The sequence below is a fragment of the Pseudarthrobacter lactosi genome (assembly GCF_055412785.1).
Map to the genome: position 1 here is coordinate 1 of NZ_JBVAYS010000004.1, position 17,388 is coordinate 17,388.

Consider the following 17,388-nt stretch of genomic DNA (forward strand, 5'->3'; position numbering starts at 1 on the left):
GCCCCGAAGGGAGCAACCAAGTGACTTCCCAGAACGCCCGGCTCGCCGCCGGCGGACGCATCGACCGCACTATCTCCTGGCGTTTCACCGTGGACGGTGAGGAGTTCACGGGCCACCCCGGCGACACTCTCGCCTCGGCCCTGATTGCCAACGGCCGGATCGCGGCCGGCAACTCGCTGTACGAGGAACGGCCCCGGGGCATCATGTCCGCCGGCGTGGAGGAATCCAACGCGATGGTCAAGATCTCACCGCGTTTCCCCGGCGACGTTGCCGAGTCCATGCTGCCCGCCACTACCGTCACCCTGGTGGACGGCCTGAAGGCGGAACTGCTCAACGGCCTGGGCAAGCTGGACCCGGAGGAGGACCGCGCCGAGTACGACAAGAAGTACGTCCACACCGACGTCCTGGTCATCGGCGGCGGCCCCGCCGGCCTCGCCGCCGCCCGCGAGGCTGTCCGCACCGGCGCCCGCGTCATCCTCATGGATGACCAGCCCGAACTCGGCGGCTCGATCCTGTCCGGCTCCACCGCGGCCGGGCTGGCTGCGACCATCGAAGGCAAGCCGGCCCTGGAATGGGTAGCGGACGTGGAAGCCGAACTCGTCTCCGGCGCCGAATCCACGGTCCTGAACCGCACCACCGCGTTCGGTGCCTACGACGCCAACTATGTCATCGCGGTCCAGAACCGCACCGACCACCTGTCCAGCCCGGCCGCCGCCGGCGTCTCCCGGCAGCGGATCTGGCACGTGCGTGCCAAGCAGGTGGTGCTGGCTCCCGGCGCCCACGAACGTCCCCTGGTCTTCGAGAACAACGACCGCCCCGGCATCATGCTCGCCTCCGCCGTCCGCAGCTACCTGAACCGCTACGCCGTGGCCGCCGGGCAGCGCGTGCTCATCAGCACCACCAACGACAGCGCCTACGCCCTCGCCGCGGACCTCCGCGCCGCCGGCGTCAAGGTCGCAGCCGTCGTCGACGCCCGGCCCCAGCTCACCAAGGTGGCCGCCGCCGCCGTCGAAGCCGGCACCCGGGTGCTGATCGGCAGCGCCGTGGCCAACACCGCCGCTGTAGAGTCCGGCGACGGCCGGCTGCGTGGCGTCACCGTCCGCAGCATCAACGACGACGGCGAACTCACCTCCGGCGTCGAAGAGATCGCCTGCGACCTGCTGGCAGTCTCCGGTGGCTGGAGCCCGCTGGTCCACCTCCACTCCCAGCGCCAGGGCAAGCTGCGCTGGGACGAGGAGCTCGCCGCCTTTGTGCCGAGCACCGTGGTCCCGAACCAGCAGAGCATCGGTTCCGGCCGCGGCAGCTTCGAACTCGAGGACTGCGTGGCCGAGGGCATCTCAGCCGGCGCCGCAGCTGCCATTGCTGCTGGCTTCGGCCCGGAAAATTCAGATGCAGCCACCGAGCCCCTTGTCCTTGGCGCACCGAAGGCCTCCGGCCTGACCCGCCAGCTCTGGCTTGTCCCGGGCCAGGATGGCGGCCCGGATGACTGGCACCACCACTTCGTAGACTTCCAACGCGACCAGTCCGTGGCAGACGTCCTGCGCTCCACCGGAGCCGGGATGCGGTCCGTGGAGCACATCAAGCGGTACACCTCCATCAGCACCGCCAACGACCAGGGCAAGACCTCCGGCGTCAACGCGATCGGCGTCATCGCCGCCGCGCTCCGGCAGGCAGGCGAAGCCTCCCGCGGCATCGGCGACATCGGCACCACCACCTACCGGGCACCGTTCACGCCCGTGGCCTTCGCGGCACTCGCCGGACGCCAGCGTGGCGAACTGTTCGATCCCGCCCGCAAGACCTCCATCCACCCCTGGCACGAAGCCAAGGGTGCACTGTTCGAAGACGTCGGCCAGTGGAAGCGCCCCTGGTACTACCCGCAGGCAGACGAGGACATGGACGCAGCCGTGCTGCGTGAGTGCGCCGCCGTCCGCGAATCGGTCGGCTTCATGGACGCCACCACCCTCGGCAAGATCGAAATCCGCGGCAAGGACGCCGGTGAGTTCCTCAACCGGATCTACACCAACGCCTTCAAGAAGCTCGCCCCGGGTTCTGCCCGCTACGGCGTGATGTGCACGGCAGACGGCATGATCTTCGACGACGGCGTGACGCTCCGCCTCGACGATGACCGCTTCTTCATGACCACCACCACCGGCGGCGCCGCGAAGGTGCTGGACTGGCTGGAGGAATGGCTGCAGACCGAATGGCCCGAACTGGACGTGCACTGCACCTCGGTGACCGAACAGTGGACCACCATCGCCGTCGTCGGGCCCAAATCCCGTGCGGTGCTCGCGAAACTGGCGCCGGAGCTGGCCGCCAACGGCGGACTGGAAACCGAAGCGTTCCCGTTCATGACCTTCCGCGAAACCACTCTCGCCTCGGGCGTCCGCGCCCGGGTCTGCCGGATCTCCTTCTCCGGCGAGCTGGCCTACGAAATCAACGTACCTGCCTGGTACGGGCTGAACACCTGGGAAGCCGTGGCCGCGGCAGGGGCCGAATTCAACATCACCCCCTACGGCACCGAAACCATGCACGTGCTCCGCGCCGAAAAGGGCTACCCGATCGTCGGGCAGGACACCGACGGCACCGTCACCCCGCAGGACGCGGGGATGGAATGGGTGGTCTCCAAGGCCAAGGACTTCATCGGCAAGCGCTCCTACGCCCGGGCCGAGGCCCAGCGCGAGGACCGCAAACACCTGGTCAGCGTCCTGCCCGTTGACGGCACCATCCGGTTGCCGGAAGGCACCCAGCTCGTGGAAAAGGGCATCACCACCAACCCCGCCTACGGCCCCGTCCCCATGCAGGGCTTCGTAACCTCCAGCTACCACAGCGCCGCACTGGGCAGATCCTTTGGACTGGCCCTGATCAAAAACGGCCGCAACCGCATCGGCGAGACCCTCGTGGCCGCCGCCGGCGACCAACTGGTTGACGTTGTTGTGGCAGAAACCGTACTTTTTGACCCCGAAGGGACCCGCAAAGATGGCTAACTCCGCAGCACCCAAAGCCTCCTCCGAGACGAACCTGTCACTCCGCACCAGCCCCGCTGCGCTGCTCAGGGCCGCATTTGAAACCGGCTCCGTCCGCGGGAGGGTGGAACTGAGCGAAATCACCTTCCTGACCATGCTGGGCCTGAGGGTGGACCGGAACACCGAAGCCGGGAAGCGGATCGCATCCGTCACCGGCGGGCTGCCCGCAGTGTGCGGCGCCGTCAGCGGCACCAGCGACACCACCGTGCTATGGCTCGGACCCGAAGAATTCCTGGTGGTGGCACCCCAGGAAGCCCACGAGTCCCTCGGCGGCGACCTCATCCAGGCGCTGCGGGAAGCCCTCGCCGACGGCGAGGGCCAGATGGTGGACCTGTCCGCCAACCGCACCACCTTCGACCTCACGGGGCCCCGTGCCCGGGCGGTGCTGGAAAAGGGCTGCGCCCTGGACCTGCACCCCCGCAGCTTTACCCCGGGAACGGCAGTGTCCACCGAGGTGGGCAACATCCCCGTGATCCTGTGGAAGACCGGGGATGAGAGCTACCGGCTCTTCCCCCGCGCCTCATTCGCGGACTTCCTGGGCCGCTGGCTCCTCGATGCCATGCGCGAGTACGCCTCGCCCGAGGTCCCCTAAGTGGCCCTCAGCGTCCTGGACCTGTTCTCCGTAGGCATCGGGCCGTCGTCCTCACACACGGTCGGCCCGATGCGGGCAGCGAAGCTGTTCGCCGACGGACTCAAAGGCGACGGACACCTGAGCTCCACCAGGCGCGTCCAGGCCGAACTGTTCGGCTCCCTCGGTGCCACCGGCCGGGGCCACGGCTCCGACAAGGCCGTCGTGCTGGGCTTCAAAGGACTGGACCCCGAAACCGTGGACACCGCCACGGCAGATGACCAGGTGGCCGCCGCAGCCCTAGACGCCGAACTCCTGATCGGCGGGCACCACCGGGTTGACTTCAACTGGGACGAGGACGTGGTGCTGCACCGGCGCAAGTCCCTCCCAGCCCACCCCAACGGCATGACCTTCCGCGCCCTGGACCACACCGGGGCCGTCTTGAGCGAACGGAGCTTCTACTCGATCGGCGGCGGCTTCGTGGTGGACGGCGACGCCGATGCCGGCGACCGCGTCGTGGCCGACGCCACCGTCCTCCCGTACCCGTTCACCACCGCCGATGAACTCCTGGAGATCTGCAAGCGCGAGGGCATGTCCATCTCCGACGTCATGCTCGCCAACGAACTCACCTGGCGCAGCGAAGCGGAGCTTCGCGAAAAACTGCTGGCACTCTGGGCGGTGATGCGCGAATGCGTGGACAACGGCTGCGCCGCGGAAGGGATCCTTCCCGGCGGGCTGAACGTGAAGCGGCGCGCGCCGTCGTTATTCCAGACCCTCACCGCGGACACGGGCGTCACCGATCCGCTCCGGGCGATGGAATGGGTGAATCTGTTCGCCCTCGCCGTCAACGAGGAAAACGCCGCCGGCGGGCGCATCGTCACCGCACCCACCAACGGGGCGGCCGGCATCGTCCCCGCCGTCCTGCACTACTACATCAAGTTTGTTCCCGGAGCTGACGACGACGGTGTGGTCCGCTTCCTGCTGGCCGCGGCCGCCGTCGGGATCCTGTTCAAGATCAACGCCTCCATCTCCGGCGCCGAAGTGGGCTGCCAGGGCGAAGTGGGCTCCGCCTGTTCCATGGCGGCCGCCGGGCTCTGCGAGGTGCTGGGCGGATCCCCGGCCCAGGTGGAGAACGCCGCGGAAGTCGGGATCGAACACAACCTCGGGCTGACCTGCGACCCTGTCGGCGGCCTGGTGCAGATCCCCTGCATCGAACGGAACGCCATCGCCAGCGTCAAAGCCATCAACGCCGCCCGCCTTGCCCTGCACGGCGACGGCTCGCACAAGGTATCCCTCGACAAAGCCATCAAAACCATGAAAGAAACCGGCGCGGACATGAAAACCAAATACAAGGAAACCTCCCGCGGAGGACTCGCCGTCAACGTCATCGAGTGCTGAGCCATGACTGCCATTCAGACTGAAACTTCCCCTTCCGCTGCTCCGACCACCGTGGAGCACGTCCTGACCCTCGACTGTGCTGAAACGCCCGGCATCGTCCATGCCGTCTCCGGGTTCCTGCTCGAGCACGGCTGCGACATCCTGGACAGCAAACAGTTCGGCGAGCGCGACGAGCGGCACTTCTTTATGCGCGTGCATTTTGCGTCCGACGGCGATGCCTCCACCGCGGACACCCTGCGGGCCGGTTTCGGCCCGGTAGCGTCCCGGTACGGGATGCGCTGGCGGCTGGAGCCACTCGGCGCCAAACGCCGAGTGCTGATCATGGTGTCCAAGTTCGGGCACTGCCTCAATGACCTGCTGTTCCGGGCCCGGACCGGTGAACTGCCGGTGGAAATCGCTGCCGTGGTCTCGAACCACACGGACCACCAGGCGCTGGTGGAATGGCACGGTATCCCGTTCTTCCACGTGCCCGTCACCGCCGCCACCAAACCCGCAGCTGAGTCGCGGCTGCTGGAACTGGTGGATGAATACGACGTGGAGCTGGTGATTCTGGCCCGCTACATGCAGGTCCTCAGCGACGAACTCACCCGGCGGCTGGATGGCCGGGCCATCAACATCCATCACTCGTTCCTGCCCAGCTTCAAGGGCGCCAAGCCGTACCACCAGGCGTATGCGCGCGGGGTCAAGACCGTGGGCGCCACCGCTCACTACGTCAACGCCGAGCTCGACGAGGGCCCGATCATCTCCCAGCAGACCGTGGAAGTGGACCACACCTACGGCCCGGAGGACCTTGTCGCCGCCGGCCGGGACACCGAGTGCAAGGCGTTGTCCAATGCGGTGCGCTGGCACTGCGAAGGCCGCGTGATCCTTCAAGGTAATAGAACCGTCGTACTGCGCTGATAGGGGTTCCGGCCAGAAGCCAGACGGAAGCAGTGGCACGAGGGCGCCTGTCACACCCCACGAAAAAGAAAGAACCAGCCAATGAACCAGGCACTTTTCCCGATATCGGGCAGCAACCGCGTCAAGCGCGGCATGGCTGAGATGCTCAAGGGCGGGGTCATCATGGACGTCGTCAACGTTGAACAGGCCCGCATCGCCGAAGACGCCGGTGCCGTTGCAGTGATGGCGCTGGAACGCGTTCCGGCCGATATCCGTGCCCAGGGCGGCGTGTCCCGCATGTCCGATCCGGACATGATCGACAAAATCATCGACGCCGTCTCCGTCCCGGTCATGGCCAAGGCCCGGATCGGCCACTTCGTGGAGGCCCAGGTCCTGCAGTCGCTGGGCGTGGACTACATTGACGAGTCCGAGGTCCTGACCCCGGCCGACTACGTCCACCACATCGACAAGTGGAACTTCAAGGTTCCCTTCGTCTGCGGCGCCACGAACCTTGGTGAGGCGCTGCGCCGCATCAACGAAGGCGCGGCCATGATCCGTTCCAAGGGCGAGGCCGGCACCGGTGACGTCTCCAACGCGACCGGGCACATGCGCCAGATCCGTTCCGAGATCGCCAAGCTCGCGGCCTTGGCCGAGGACGAGCTCTACGTTGCGGCCAAGGAACTGCAGGCCCCGTACGAACTGGTCAAAGAAGTTGCCGCCGCCGGCAAGCTCCCCGTGGTGCTGTTCACCGCCGGCGGCATCGCCACCCCGGCCGACGCCGCGATGATGATGCAGCTCGGCGCTGACGGCGTGTTCGTCGGTTCCGGTATCTTCAAGTCCGGCAACCCGGCCCAGCGCGCCGCCGCCGTGGTCAAGGCCACCACGTTCTTCGATGACCCCGACGTCATCGCCAAGGCCTCCCGCGGCCTCGGCGAAGCCATGGTGGGCATCAACGTCAACGAGATCCCGCAGCCGCACCGCCTCTCCGCACGCGGCTGGTAAGCCACCCGATGAAAGAAAACGCATTGACAGCGCTCGTGACGATTGGGGAGTGGATCATGGAACTCCGTCTCTAACAATCTGTGCCCAACAACCTTCTATTTGACCCAGTCCGTCTCGCCGTAGGGGCGGCCGCGGAAGTGGGCGCGAAGGTACTCCCCCACCACGGCAGCGCCCAGGTCCCCGGTCTCGGGCGCCACCACACGGCCGCCGACCCGGCGCGCCATGCGCTGGACGAAGCGTTCCAGGCCGGGGTCATCGCCCAGCCGGAAGAAGGTAACCTGCGTGCCGGAACGCCCCAGCCGGTCCAGTTCGGCCACGGTAATCCGAATGGTCTCAGGGTCCGGCGGGTAGTCGAACCAGGTCTCACCGTCGGCCAGCAAATGCGCGGTTGGTTCGCCGTCGGTCACCACCAGGAGGACCGGCTGCATCGAGGGGTGCTTGCGGAAGAAGCGGCCGGCCATCAGTAAACCGTGGTGCAGATTGGTTCCCTTGGTCTGGAAGGGCGGCAAGGCGGTGAGCTCACCGATGTCCGTGGTCTGCGCGTAGCGGCCGAACGTGATCAGCTGCAGCCGGTCGCCGCGGAAGCGGGTTGAAATGAGGTGGTGCAGGGCGAGCGCGGTGCGTTTCATCGGCACCCAGCGTCCTTGGGCGGCCATCGAGAACGACACGTCCACGAGCAGGACCACGGCGGCCTGCGTGCGCGCCTCCGTTTCCGCCACCTCGATGTCGTCCGCGGCGAGGCGCAGTCCGTGGCCCGGATCGCCGCCGTCTGAAATCGTCCGGCGGATGGCGTTGGTGATGGTCCGCGTGACGTCCCACGGCTCGGCGTCGCCGAACTCCCACGGGCGGCTGGAGCCGGTCTGGTCCCCGGCCGCCCCGGCAACGCGCGTGTCCCGGCGCCCCTGCCGGCTGGACAGTTGCTTGGCGGTGTCCCGCAGCAGCGCCCTCCCGAGCCGCCGCATGGACTGCGGTGACAACCGCAGGTCCCCGTCGGCACCGCGTTGGAGGAATCCGCCGTCGTGCATTGCCCGCTCGATTTCCGCAAGGGTGCGGGCCGTCACGGCGGCATCCTGTCCGAGCTGGCGGGCCAGCGCGTCCAGGTCCAGGTCGTCCAGGCGGGATCCGTTGTAGGACTGGGAGAGCTGTTCGGACAGCTCGTCCAGCTCGGCGATGCCCTGCAGCACGCCGGTGCCGTCGCCCAGGCCCAGCCCTTCCTCACCCTCGAAGCGTTCGGAGCCGGTCCAGTCCTCGCCGGGCCGCAGGGCGCGCAGGGTGTCGTCGAGCTGGCCGAGCTGGGCCATGAGTTCGGGCGAGCCGAACGCCTGGGCGGACAGGCTCATCAGCTCCTCCCGCTGCTCGCGGGACATGGATTGCAGCATCCGCTGGGCAGCCGCCGCGCGCTGGGCGAGGGCGTCGATCAGCTCCTCCACCGATTGCGGATTCTCGGGAAAGAACTGGCCGTGCTTGGCCATGAAGTTCTGGAAGTCCGCGTCGGTGTCCTCGCCCCGCCGGTGCTTGTCGAGCAGCCCGTTGAGGTCCTGCAGCATCTCGTTGACGGCCGCCCGGTCCTCATCCGTAGCGTTCTCGAGGGCCTGCTTCATGCCGGCGAACCGCTGGTCCAGGACCTCGCGGCCCAGCAAGTCCTTGATCCGCTCGTAGGCTTCCCGCGCCGTGCTCGACTGCCAGTCATAGGAGGCCAGCTCGTTGACCGCCGCCGCGGTGGACCGGGGCAGGTTCTGCAGCTGCATTTCCCGGAACGCGCGGTCGGTATTGTCCATCATGGCGTCGCGGGCCAGCTGTTTGCGTTCCTCCAGTACCGCGGTGTCCAGCAGCTTCTGCACTTCGTTGAGCGTGCCGTCCAGCTTGTGCCGGCCTAGGAGGTCCTTGCGCCGCTGCTGGACGCGGCCGGCGAGGTCGTCGAGGCCTTCCCGGCTGCGGCCGCCGCGCCGCAGGTACTCCTGCAGGGCGTGCCGGGGCGAGTAGCCGGCCATCACGTCCTCGGCGACGGCGTCGAGCGCCTCCGCCAGGTCCACCGGCGGAACGAGCGGGTCAGGTCCGCCCCTGTACCGGCTGTACCTGGACCGGTTATGAACGCTCATGGGCCCTCCTCTGCCGGCTGCTGAGCGGCTTCGTCAGCCGTAAATCGTCGCCTCGTCGTCGGACTCTTTGGCGATCCGCCGGGCCAGGTAGAGGCCTTCCAAAGCGAGTTCGACGGCGGCGGCGCGCTGCCCGTCGTTCGTCGCACCCAGGCGCTCACTGATTTCGTCGTAGAGGCGGGATCCGTTGAGTGACGGGAGGTTGTCCAGGAACTCCCGCGCGGTGACCAGTTCCCCGGTGGTCACCGTGGTGTGGCCGTCGAGCGCGGCCACCAGCTGCCCCATGTCGATCCCGTGGAAGTGCGCCCGCACGGCTTCCGCGGTGGCCATGCGCAGGAGGTGGTCCAGGATTTCCTGTTCACGCCCTTCCTCACCGGACTCGAACTCGATCTTGCCGCCAAGGACTTCCACGGCCGCGTCCAGGTCGATGATCCGGGCCACGGCCTCGTCCTCGCCGCGCACACTGGCCCGGCGAAGGGCTGCCGCGGCGACCGTTTCGGCGCCCGCGATGGCGAACCGCGCGGAAACTCCTGAGGTCTGGTTGATCGCCGGGGACTGGCGCAGCGCCCGGGTGTAGCGGGCCAGGATCTCGAGGATGACGGGCGGGACACCGGCCACCAGGTGCCCCTCCTGCCGGATGACGGCCACCTCGTCGTCGAGCTCCAACGGATAGTGCGTGCGGATCTCGGCGCCGAAGCGGTCCCGCAGCGGCGTGATGATCCGGCCGCGGTTCGTGTAGTCCTCGGGGTTGGCGGACGCGACCACCAGGACGTCCAGCGGCAGCCGCAGCACGTAGCCACGGATCTGGATGTCGCGTTCCTCCATCACGTTCAGCATCGAGACCTGGATGCGCTCGGCGAGGTCGGGCAGCTCGTTGATGGCGATGATGCCGCGGTTGGAGCGCGGGACCAGGCCGTAGTGGATGGTTTCCGGGTCGCCCAGGCGGCGGCCCTCGGCCACCCGCATCGGGTCGACGTCGCCGATCAGGTCCGCGACGGAGGTGTCCGGCGTCGCGAGCTTTTCGACGTACCGTTCGGAGCGGTGGCGCCAGGCCACGCGCAGCCGGTCCCCCTCGGTGAGGGCGCGGGCACGGCAGTGTTCCGTGATGGGTTCGTTCGGGTGTTCGTTGAGTTCCGAGTCCTCGATCACCGGCGACCACTCGTCCAGCAGCCCGGCCAGGGTGCGCAGCAGCCGGGTCTTGCCCTGCCCCCGTTCGCCGAGCAGGACCACGTCGTGCCCGGCAAGCAGCGCCCGCTCAAGCTGGGGCAGGACGGTCCGGCTGAAACCGAACATCCCGGGCCAGGGATCACGGCCGGCGGCGAGCGCGGCGAGCAGGTTGTCGCGGATTTCGCGGCGCAGGTCCTTGTGCACGTGGCCGGAGGCACGCAGTTCACCAACAGTGAAGATTTCGGGGCGATCACTCACCCCTCCACGGTAGACCTCTACCGGGCCGGGAACGAGGGATTTGTTCAGATTCCCTGCTCACGGGGCGCTGTGCCGCATACGCTGGTGCTGATGACTGCAGCAACGCCTGAACCTTCACCGGAGCACTTACAGCAGGGCACGCTCGTGCTTCTGGTGCGCCACGGAGTGACGCCGACGACGGGCAGGGTGCTGCCGGGACGCGCGCCGAGGCTGCATTTGTCCGACGGCGGCCGGGCCCAGGCGGAACGGGTCGCGGAGCGCCTCGCTGACTTGTCTGTCGACGCCATCTATTCCTCGCCGCTGGAGCGCGCGCGTGAGACGGCGGAGCCGACGGCGGCCCGCACTGGACGGGAAGTGAAGCACGACGACGGCCTGCTCGAATGCGATTTCGGCGACTGGACCGGGGCTGCTCTGGCGGACGTGGCCGTCCTGCCCGAGTGGCAGACCGTCCAGCACAGCCCCTCGACGTTCCGTTTCCCGAACGGCGAGAGCTTCACGGAGATGCAGGCGCGGATCGTCGGATCGCTGGAGGCACTGCGGACAGCCCACGCCGGTGGCGTCGTGGTGTGCTTCTCCCATGCCGATCCCATCAAGGCCGCCGTCGCCCACGCCCTGGGCACGCCCCTGGACCTCTTCCAACGGATCGTCATCAGCCCGGGCTCGGTGTCGGCCATCTCGTTTGTAGACAGTGAGGCGCCCGCCGTACTCATGGTGAATTCGACGTCGGAACCGCTGAGCGGGCTGAGGGGGCAGTGAGTTGGGGCATCCGGTGTCCGGCCGTGAGCTGACCCTGCTCACCGAGGGCAGCGTCGAGCTGGTGGGACGCATTCCGCGCAGCAGCAACGAGACGTTCCTCGTCCAGGTCGCCGGCGCGGAGGACACTGCGTAGGCGGCCTACAAGCCGGAGGCCGGGCAAAAGCCGCTGTCCGATTTCGAGCCCGGGCTCTACCGTCGGGAACGCGCGGCCTACCTGCTCAGCGAATCGCTGGAGTGGAGGCTCGTGCCGCCGACGGTGTCCGCGAGGAGGCTCCGTTGGGGGTCGGCTCACTGCAGTGGTTCATCGAGTGCGATTTCCGGGAGCATTACTTCACGCTGTTCGCGGAAGCACCGGAGACGCATTTGAGCCGGCCCATATCGCACTGTTCGACTACGTTACGAACAACACCGACCGCAAGCGCGGGCACATGCTGCGCGGCGAAGACGGCCGGGTGTGGGGCATCGATCACGGGCTCTGCTTCTCGGCCAGCTTCAAGCTGCGCACCGTGATTTGGGATTTCTCCGGCGAACCCATACCGGACGCCCTGCTCGAGGACATCGCTCCACTCGCAGAGGCGGCGCCTCCAGACGTGGCCGAGCTCCTCGACGCCAAAGAGGTCGCGGCCCTGGAGCACCGCGTGCAGCGACTGCTGCACGATGGGGTGCTGCCGGTTGACCGCACGGGCATGCGGTACCCGTGGCCGCTGGGTTTAGGCGCGCATCCGGATTCCGACCCCCACCCCCAACCCCTCATGCGACAATGACCGCATGACCCACGAACCTCAACTGCCCGCCGCCATACCGGCGCCACAAGCGGCCCCTGACCCCGCTTTCGAAGCCGCTTATCAAGCCGCCCAAAAGAGCACCAACGAAGGCGGCATTCCCATCGGGGCAGCACTCGCCCGTGACGGTGTGGTCATCGCGAGCGGACACAACGAACGAGTGCAAAACGGCGATCCGATAGCGCACGGGGAAATGTCCGCACTTCGCGCAGCCGGCCGGCAGAAGAGTTACCGGGACACCACGCTCTACACCACGCTGGCCCCCTGTGCCATGTGCGCCGGAACCATTATCCAGTTCAAGATCCCCCGCGTGGTGGTGGGTGAAGCGCGCACGTTTGGCGGCGAGTTCGAGCTTTTGCGATCACGTGGTGTTGAGGTGGTGGTCCTGGATGATCAGCGGTGCGTGGACATGATGCAAACGTTCCAGGAAAACAACCCGGACTTGTGGGCGGAGGACATCGCCGAGCAAGACTAGGGCGTGCCACTAGATCAGGTCTGAGGCGCGATCCGTCAGGGATTGCGCCGGAGTGGCCCGTAAGACGGCTCAGAATCAGCTCCAACATGGGTCACCAGCTTGCCCGACGTCGCGACTATCAGCCTCCTGCAGGAACCTGCCACCACGGATGACGCGCGGGGCTCCGTAGTCGTCCGCTCCGCATCATCGCCCGGCCAGCAACCGTGCTTGCACCACGAGTCGGGCGTCGAAAAGAGATCCCCTAACAAGGCGGTCAGTACGGTAGTCATACCATTCCGTTCAAGACGCGAGCCGTACGGCCCTTTCCAACCCTCGACTCTTCCCCTACGCTGTGATTGTTGCCCCGGACCCTGGCAGCGCCCCTTATTTTCGGCGCAGTTGTCCAGGGAGGAACTCCTCAGATCGAAGGAACCCGAACACTCAATACCGTGCGGCGTTGCCGCTTCTTTGCAGCTCCACGGGCCGGGCGTTCTTCACGGTGTGCCCGTCCGGAACAGTGCAGCGGGCGGACCCGCGCGACATCTCCTGGACCGAGGTGCCCCGCTCTTGGGATCCCCCGTTCGGCAGCGCCCGGCTGCGAAAGAGCCCGCGCTGCTCAGAACAGTGAAATTATCGATGGCACGGGTGATGGGTCACACCAGGACCACCAGACGTTGCCATGGCTGGGGGCCGATGGTGATGACTAGCGATCCCATGCGCGCAGTAGAAGTGGCCGCCTCAATAGACGCGCCCTCGGATTTTGAACATGTACATGCCGCCCCTGAGTTACAGCCCGCCGTGGCGTGGGCCGTTACGCACGGCATGCCCATCAAGGACGTGGCCACCGCAGCCCGCATGACGGCATTGGAGGTTCTCGACGCTACCGACTCCCTAAACTACCGGGCAATCAATTCATCGCCACCAACAAGCGGCCAGCCAGAGACCCGATGAGTAATTGATGTATACCCGACACTGGAGCAAACATTCTGGCGGCACTTTCGCCATGCAGCCATCTGCGGCGACTTCCGTCTCCGAACCGCCATGGACCCGTGCCGGGCACACCAGGCTTGGACCTCGCGTACGTCGAGATCGCCATCCCCCACATGCCCCGCGGGGCGGAAGGCTGACCATGACTGCTTCAACCTATTCACTTTTCCTTGCCGATTCCATCGCCCCTGCCGAACCAAACCACGGTCTAACCGACGACGAATTGTACGGGGTGTACACCAGTTGGTGCCTGCTCCGCCGGGAATGTCCCACATCCTCGCCGGCCTTCTGGGCCGCCATGCGCGAGAGGGGAATCCCCGATCGGCACAGGATCGCCAAAGGAGTCATCCGCCCAGGACTGCGCATGACAGGGCCAGCCGCAGCAGACTACATCCTCGCCAGCCAACCCAGCCTGCTCTGACGCCTTCGCCCCGGCTACCTGTGGAGACGGACCGTGGTAAAGCCAGCCGATAGACGTGAAGAAGTAAGTTGGGGTTGACGTGCTCTCCGGTCAATCCCTGCATTTCGCGGCCCGGGACGCGTGAATGCGTCGCTTGTGAACGACCATGGCAGAGGTGCCGTCTGATTCGTATGATGTCCAGGTTCTCGAGCAGGGCAAGGGTGGACAGGCCTTCCCGTGGTTTCGTGCCCGGCTACCAGAAGGATGATGCCCGTCATTGCCACACCGTGCAGGTCCAGCTGTCCCGTGGGCACCTGCTCCGCCAGCAGGCGGCTCAGCAGGTCGTCGCCGGGGTCTTGCTGCTTCTTGACCACCAGTTGGTACAGGTACTGGAAGAGTTCCCGGCGTGCCGCGCCTTTTTCTTCGTCTGAGGCATCCACTTGGTTGATGGTGGTGGCATGCTTCTGGAAAAAGCGGTGATCGTCGTAGGGAACCCCCAGCAGCACAGAGATCACCAATGAAGGCAACGGCAAAGCGAAATCGTGGACCAGTTCCGCGGAGTTCCCGCCGTGGATCATGGCATCGAGCAGTTCGTTGGTGGCCTGCTCAATGTGAGGCCGCATCTTTTCCACCTGCTTGATGGTGAACTCGCCAGTGAGCATCCGCCGCAGCCGGGCATGCTCAGGATCATCCATCCGGGGGAAAGCCTGTGCCCCAATGTCCAAGACGTCGGCGCTGAAGCGTGCATCACCCAACGCCGCCCGGACATCCTCATAGCGGCTGACCGCCCAGGCCTTTTTGCCGTCTCCCCGGGTCACCTGCTGAAGCCCGTCAGCATCGCGCCACTGCGCGTATACCTTGGGTGAGTTGAAGGGGCAGATGGACTGGCGAGTGCCTGAGGCTCACCGCGAGGTGCAACGGGCCTCGCACATCTGGGTGAGGTGCGTCCGGGGCGGGGCCGCAAGCCGGTTGTTCCCCAATCGACGATTGACGAGATCGTTGATCTGACAAGGAATTCCAAGCCTGAAGGCCAAACGCATTGGTCCGTGCGAACCATGGCGGCGATGGTCGGAGCGAACCCCGGCCCTGGCAGCTTCTGATCAGGGAATGTTTGACAGCCTCGCCACGGCGGCAATATCCTGCGGGGTCGTTCGACAGCACCCGCCAACGAGCCGGGCACCAAGTTCACGCCAGATGGGCGTTCCCTCCGCAAGGCTTGCGGGCTGTTTCCTATCGGGGCCCGAAGCGCTGTCCCCAGCCGCGGCCTGCCCCCACGTTTTGGTGACTGCGTCATAGGTTTCTCCCGAATTTGGATATGCGATCAGGGGCATGTGGGTGGCCTTGCCCAGGGCCTCCAGGGATGGGGAGACCAGGTCCAGCGGCACACAGTTCACGCCGATCGCCACCGCGAGCGGCTGCTCCATACAAAGCTTTGCCACCTGAGCGAGCGGCGTACCGTCGCTGATGTGCCCACCGTCTCGTAGCGTGAAGGAGAGCCAGGCTTCGACGTCGAACTCTTTCATGAGTGCCAGCAAGGCCTCGGCCTCCGGCAAAGAAGGCAGCGTCTCACAGGCAAGAAAGTCTGCTCCGGCCTCCACCAGCGCCGCGATTCGAGGCCGGTGGAACTCCAAAAACTCGTTTCGGCTGAGGAAGTAGTCTCCCTGGTATTCTGATCCGTCCCCGAGGTACGCGCCGTAGGGCCCGACCGATCCTGCAATCAGCAGGGGGCCTGCATCCGTGTTTTCGGCCAGGTACTCGCGGCGCGCCTCGTCGGCCAGGCGCACACTCAACGCCACATATCCCAAGGCCTCTTTCTCGCCGATGCCGCGCCGCGCAAATCCCAGCGGCGTGGCCTGATAGCTCGCCGTGATGGCGACCGAGGCTCCGGCGCGGAAGTAATCCTGGTGTACGCGCTTGACGAGCTCCGGCTGTTCCAGAAGGACTTTAGCCGACCACAAAGGATCTTGCAGATCGCAGCCGTGCGCTTCAAGCTCGGTGGCGAGTGCGCCGTCCACGGTCAGGTTCGCTCCGGCATCGAGGATGCGGGAGAGCTTGGTGTTACTGGGCATTGTTTAGGGCTCCAAGCGGTTCGGTTCGTTCTGGCCTGCCGGGCGGACGCGGCAACTCGTGATCCGGCAATGCAAGTTATCACAACGTGCAGTGACAAAGGGCGGCACAGCCCCGGGCTTGCACATGACGGTCAGCAGTCCTTTGCGGCAACCTGCCCTTTCCGGCCCAGTCACGCCCCAAGTCTGGCGATGTGCCGGGGTGAACATGAATGCCTCCCTCCAAATGTGTGCGTAATAAGCATTTTTAAATGCTTGTAATGACCATCACTCTATGTCACCATGGCATTCAGACACCCTTTTACGAACCGCTCAGGAAGAGGCTTCCCTTGAAGATTGAAATGAAATCAGTACGTAAGCTGCGTGTGCATTGGCCCATAGCTCCGGAATCCTTCTCGCGGCTCGCCACGGGCGGCGTAGAAGCATTCGAGGATGAAGCGGGCATCGTGGCCCTGCTCCAAGCTTTGTCGGAATCCCCGGACTTAGGGGATTTTGGCAACTACAGGCATGTCTTCGAATCGGCTTTGGGTTTCGAGGGTTTCACCTGCACTGAAGGTGCTAACCCTACGTTGGGGCAGGTGGGCCAGCGCACAATTTCGCCTACCTTGGTCTTCACGACGTATTTCGATGCGGCGCTAGATGACGCTGCCGTGGAGCGCTGCCTGCAGCACATCGTGGAGATCCATCCCTGGGAGGTACCGGTCATCGAACTGACAGGGCCAATCAGCGTCTCCAGCACTGCCCTTCCGGCAGTCCTTGAGAGCGAGGCCGCATCATGATTGAAGCCACCACGACCGGATTTTGGGACGGTCTGCAGCCGCTGCTTGCCGGCAGGTCATTTACCGACCTGACACACGCCTTCCACCCTGGCCAGCCTCATTTCCCGGCGTTCCCCGACGAAATCAGGGAGCCCTTATTCGATCTGGAGAAAGGCGACGGTTTCACTGCCCACCGCTATTCGATCATCGGCCAATGGGGAACACACGTTGATCCTCCCTCGCATTTCATCCGTGGGGAACGGACCTTGGACCAGATTCCTGTGGAGGACATGGTCCTTCCGCTGGTGATCCTCGACATCACCGCGCGGGTCATCGCAAATGCGGACGCCACACCAACGATGGAGGACGTTCAGGCATGGGAGAGCCGCAATGGTGCCATCGCACCCGGGGCATTTGTGGCGTTGCGGACAGGGTGGAGTCTTCGTTGGCCCGACGCTGGCGCCATGGCAAACAGGGATGATGAGGGTGTCAGCCACACGCCGGGCTGGTCGCAGGAAGTCCTTTCCTTCCTGATTGAGGAGCGGTCGGTTACTGCCGTCGGTCATGAACAAACGGACACAGACCCGGGGCTGGCTACTTCCCGCCAGGATTTCAGCCTGGAGACCTATGTCCTGGCGCGGAACCGGTGGCAGATCGAACTGATGGCGAACCTGGAAGGACTTCCGGAAGCGGGCGCGGCTCTCATTGCGAGCTGGCCTAAGCCCCTGCGAGGCAGCGGTTTTCCTGCCCGGGTCTTCGCCATCCACTAGGACCGGTTCGTCCAGTGACTAGAA

15 protein-coding genes and 1 pseudogene are annotated in these 17,388 nt (G+C 65.8%); 12 read left to right on the top strand and 4 right to left on the bottom strand.

Going from position 1 to position 17,388, the window contains the following annotated elements:
- Positions 1 to 20: 20 nt before the first annotated feature.
- From ACZY0Q_RS17155 to pdxS, 5 genes are all read left to right on the top strand, one after another.
- Complete coding sequence (locus ACZY0Q_RS17155; RefSeq protein ID WP_463918686.1) at positions 21 to 2,984, top strand: 2Fe-2S iron-sulfur cluster-binding protein; 2,964 nt, start codon at positions 21 to 23, stop codon at positions 2,982 to 2,984.
- A complete protein-coding gene (locus ACZY0Q_RS17160; RefSeq protein ID WP_463918687.1) occupies positions 2,977 to 3,615 on the top strand; it encodes a sarcosine oxidase subunit gamma in 639 nt (212 codons plus the stop codon). Before ACZY0Q_RS17155 ends, ACZY0Q_RS17160 begins: the two co-directional genes overlap by 8 nt.
- Positions 3,616 to 4,989, top strand: coding sequence for an L-serine ammonia-lyase (locus tag ACZY0Q_RS17165; protein WP_463918688.1), 1,374 nt, complete (start codon positions 3,616 to 3,618; stop codon positions 4,987 to 4,989).
- Positions 4,990 to 4,992: 3 nt separating this feature from the next.
- Positions 4,993 to 5,889, top strand: a complete 897-nt coding sequence (gene purU, locus ACZY0Q_RS17170; protein ID WP_463918689.1) for a formyltetrahydrofolate deformylase — start codon at positions 4,993 to 4,995, stop codon at positions 5,887 to 5,889.
- A gap of 81 nt (positions 5,890 to 5,970) precedes the next feature.
- Positions 5,971 to 6,870 carry a pyridoxal 5'-phosphate synthase lyase subunit PdxS gene (pdxS, locus tag ACZY0Q_RS17175; protein WP_463918690.1) on the top strand — a complete coding sequence of 300 codons (900 nt, stop codon included), beginning with the start codon at positions 5,971 to 5,973 and terminating at the stop codon, positions 6,868 to 6,870.
- Positions 6,871 to 6,965: 95 nt separating this feature from the next.
- Here the strand turns inward: pdxS and ACZY0Q_RS17180 are convergent, their stop codons facing one another.
- Together ACZY0Q_RS17180 and ACZY0Q_RS17185 are read right to left on the bottom strand one after the other, a co-directional pair.
- A complete protein-coding gene (locus tag ACZY0Q_RS17180) occupies positions 6,966 to 8,969 on the bottom strand; it encodes a vWA domain-containing protein (RefSeq protein WP_463918691.1) in 2,004 nt (667 codons plus the stop codon).
- A 33-nt stretch (positions 8,970 to 9,002) separates the two neighbouring features.
- A complete protein-coding gene (locus tag ACZY0Q_RS17185) occupies positions 9,003 to 10,391 on the bottom strand; it encodes a sigma 54-interacting transcriptional regulator (RefSeq protein ID WP_463918692.1) in 1,389 nt (462 codons plus the stop codon).
- A 90-nt stretch (positions 10,392 to 10,481) separates the two neighbouring features.
- On the opposite strand from ACZY0Q_RS17185, the gene ACZY0Q_RS17190 reads away from it, so the two are divergent.
- The 4 genes from ACZY0Q_RS17190 to ACZY0Q_RS17205 all read left to right on the top strand — a co-directional run bounded on the left by ACZY0Q_RS17190 (position 10,482) and on the right by ACZY0Q_RS17205 (position 13,791).
- Complete coding sequence (locus tag ACZY0Q_RS17190; protein ID WP_463918693.1) at positions 10,482 to 11,147, top strand: MSMEG_4193 family putative phosphomutase; 666 nt, start codon at positions 10,482 to 10,484, stop codon at positions 11,145 to 11,147.
- A gap of 308 nt (positions 11,148 to 11,455) precedes the next feature.
- Positions 11,456 to 11,911, top strand: coding sequence for a protein kinase family protein (locus ACZY0Q_RS17195; RefSeq protein ID WP_463918694.1), 456 nt, complete (start codon positions 11,456 to 11,458; stop codon positions 11,909 to 11,911).
- A gap of 4 nt (positions 11,912 to 11,915) precedes the next feature.
- On the top strand, positions 11,916 to 12,404 hold the full coding sequence (locus tag ACZY0Q_RS17200; RefSeq protein ID WP_463918695.1) for a nucleoside deaminase: 489 nt from the start codon (positions 11,916 to 11,918) through the stop codon (positions 12,402 to 12,404).
- 1,108 nt (positions 12,405 to 13,512) lie between these two features.
- Entirely contained in the window at positions 13,513 to 13,791 is a 279-nt protein-coding gene (locus tag ACZY0Q_RS17205; protein ID WP_463918696.1) for a hypothetical protein, read from the top strand.
- Positions 13,792 to 13,805: 14 nt separating this feature from the next.
- On the opposite strand, the gene ACZY0Q_RS17210 is transcribed toward ACZY0Q_RS17205, so the two are convergent.
- Positions 13,806 to 14,465 carry a cytochrome P450 family protein gene (locus tag ACZY0Q_RS17210; protein WP_463918697.1) on the bottom strand — a complete coding sequence of 220 codons (660 nt, stop codon included), beginning with the start codon at positions 14,463 to 14,465 and terminating at the stop codon, positions 13,806 to 13,808.
- A gap of 225 nt (positions 14,466 to 14,690) precedes the next feature.
- On the opposite strand from ACZY0Q_RS17210, the pseudogene ACZY0Q_RS17215 reads away from it, so the two are divergent.
- Positions 14,691 to 14,849 (top strand): annotated as a pseudogene (locus ACZY0Q_RS17215) (IS630 family transposase); the annotation flags it as partial.
- Positions 14,850 to 14,870: 21 nt separating this feature from the next.
- Here ACZY0Q_RS17215 and mmuM read toward each other — a convergent pair.
- Positions 14,871 to 15,839, bottom strand: a complete 969-nt coding sequence (gene mmuM, locus ACZY0Q_RS17220) for a homocysteine S-methyltransferase (RefSeq protein WP_463918698.1) — start codon at positions 15,837 to 15,839, stop codon at positions 14,871 to 14,873.
- Positions 15,840 to 16,165: 326 nt separating this feature from the next.
- Here mmuM and ACZY0Q_RS17225 point away from each other — a divergent pair, with 326 nt between their 5' ends.
- A complete protein-coding gene (locus tag ACZY0Q_RS17225) occupies positions 16,166 to 16,615 on the top strand; it encodes a hypothetical protein (RefSeq protein WP_463918953.1) in 450 nt (149 codons plus the stop codon).
- Positions 16,612 to 17,364, top strand: coding sequence for a cyclase family protein (locus ACZY0Q_RS17230; RefSeq protein WP_463918699.1), 753 nt, complete (start codon positions 16,612 to 16,614; stop codon positions 17,362 to 17,364). The genes ACZY0Q_RS17225 and ACZY0Q_RS17230 overlap by 4 nt, the downstream gene beginning before the upstream one ends.
- Positions 17,365 to 17,388: the final 24 nt, after the last annotated feature.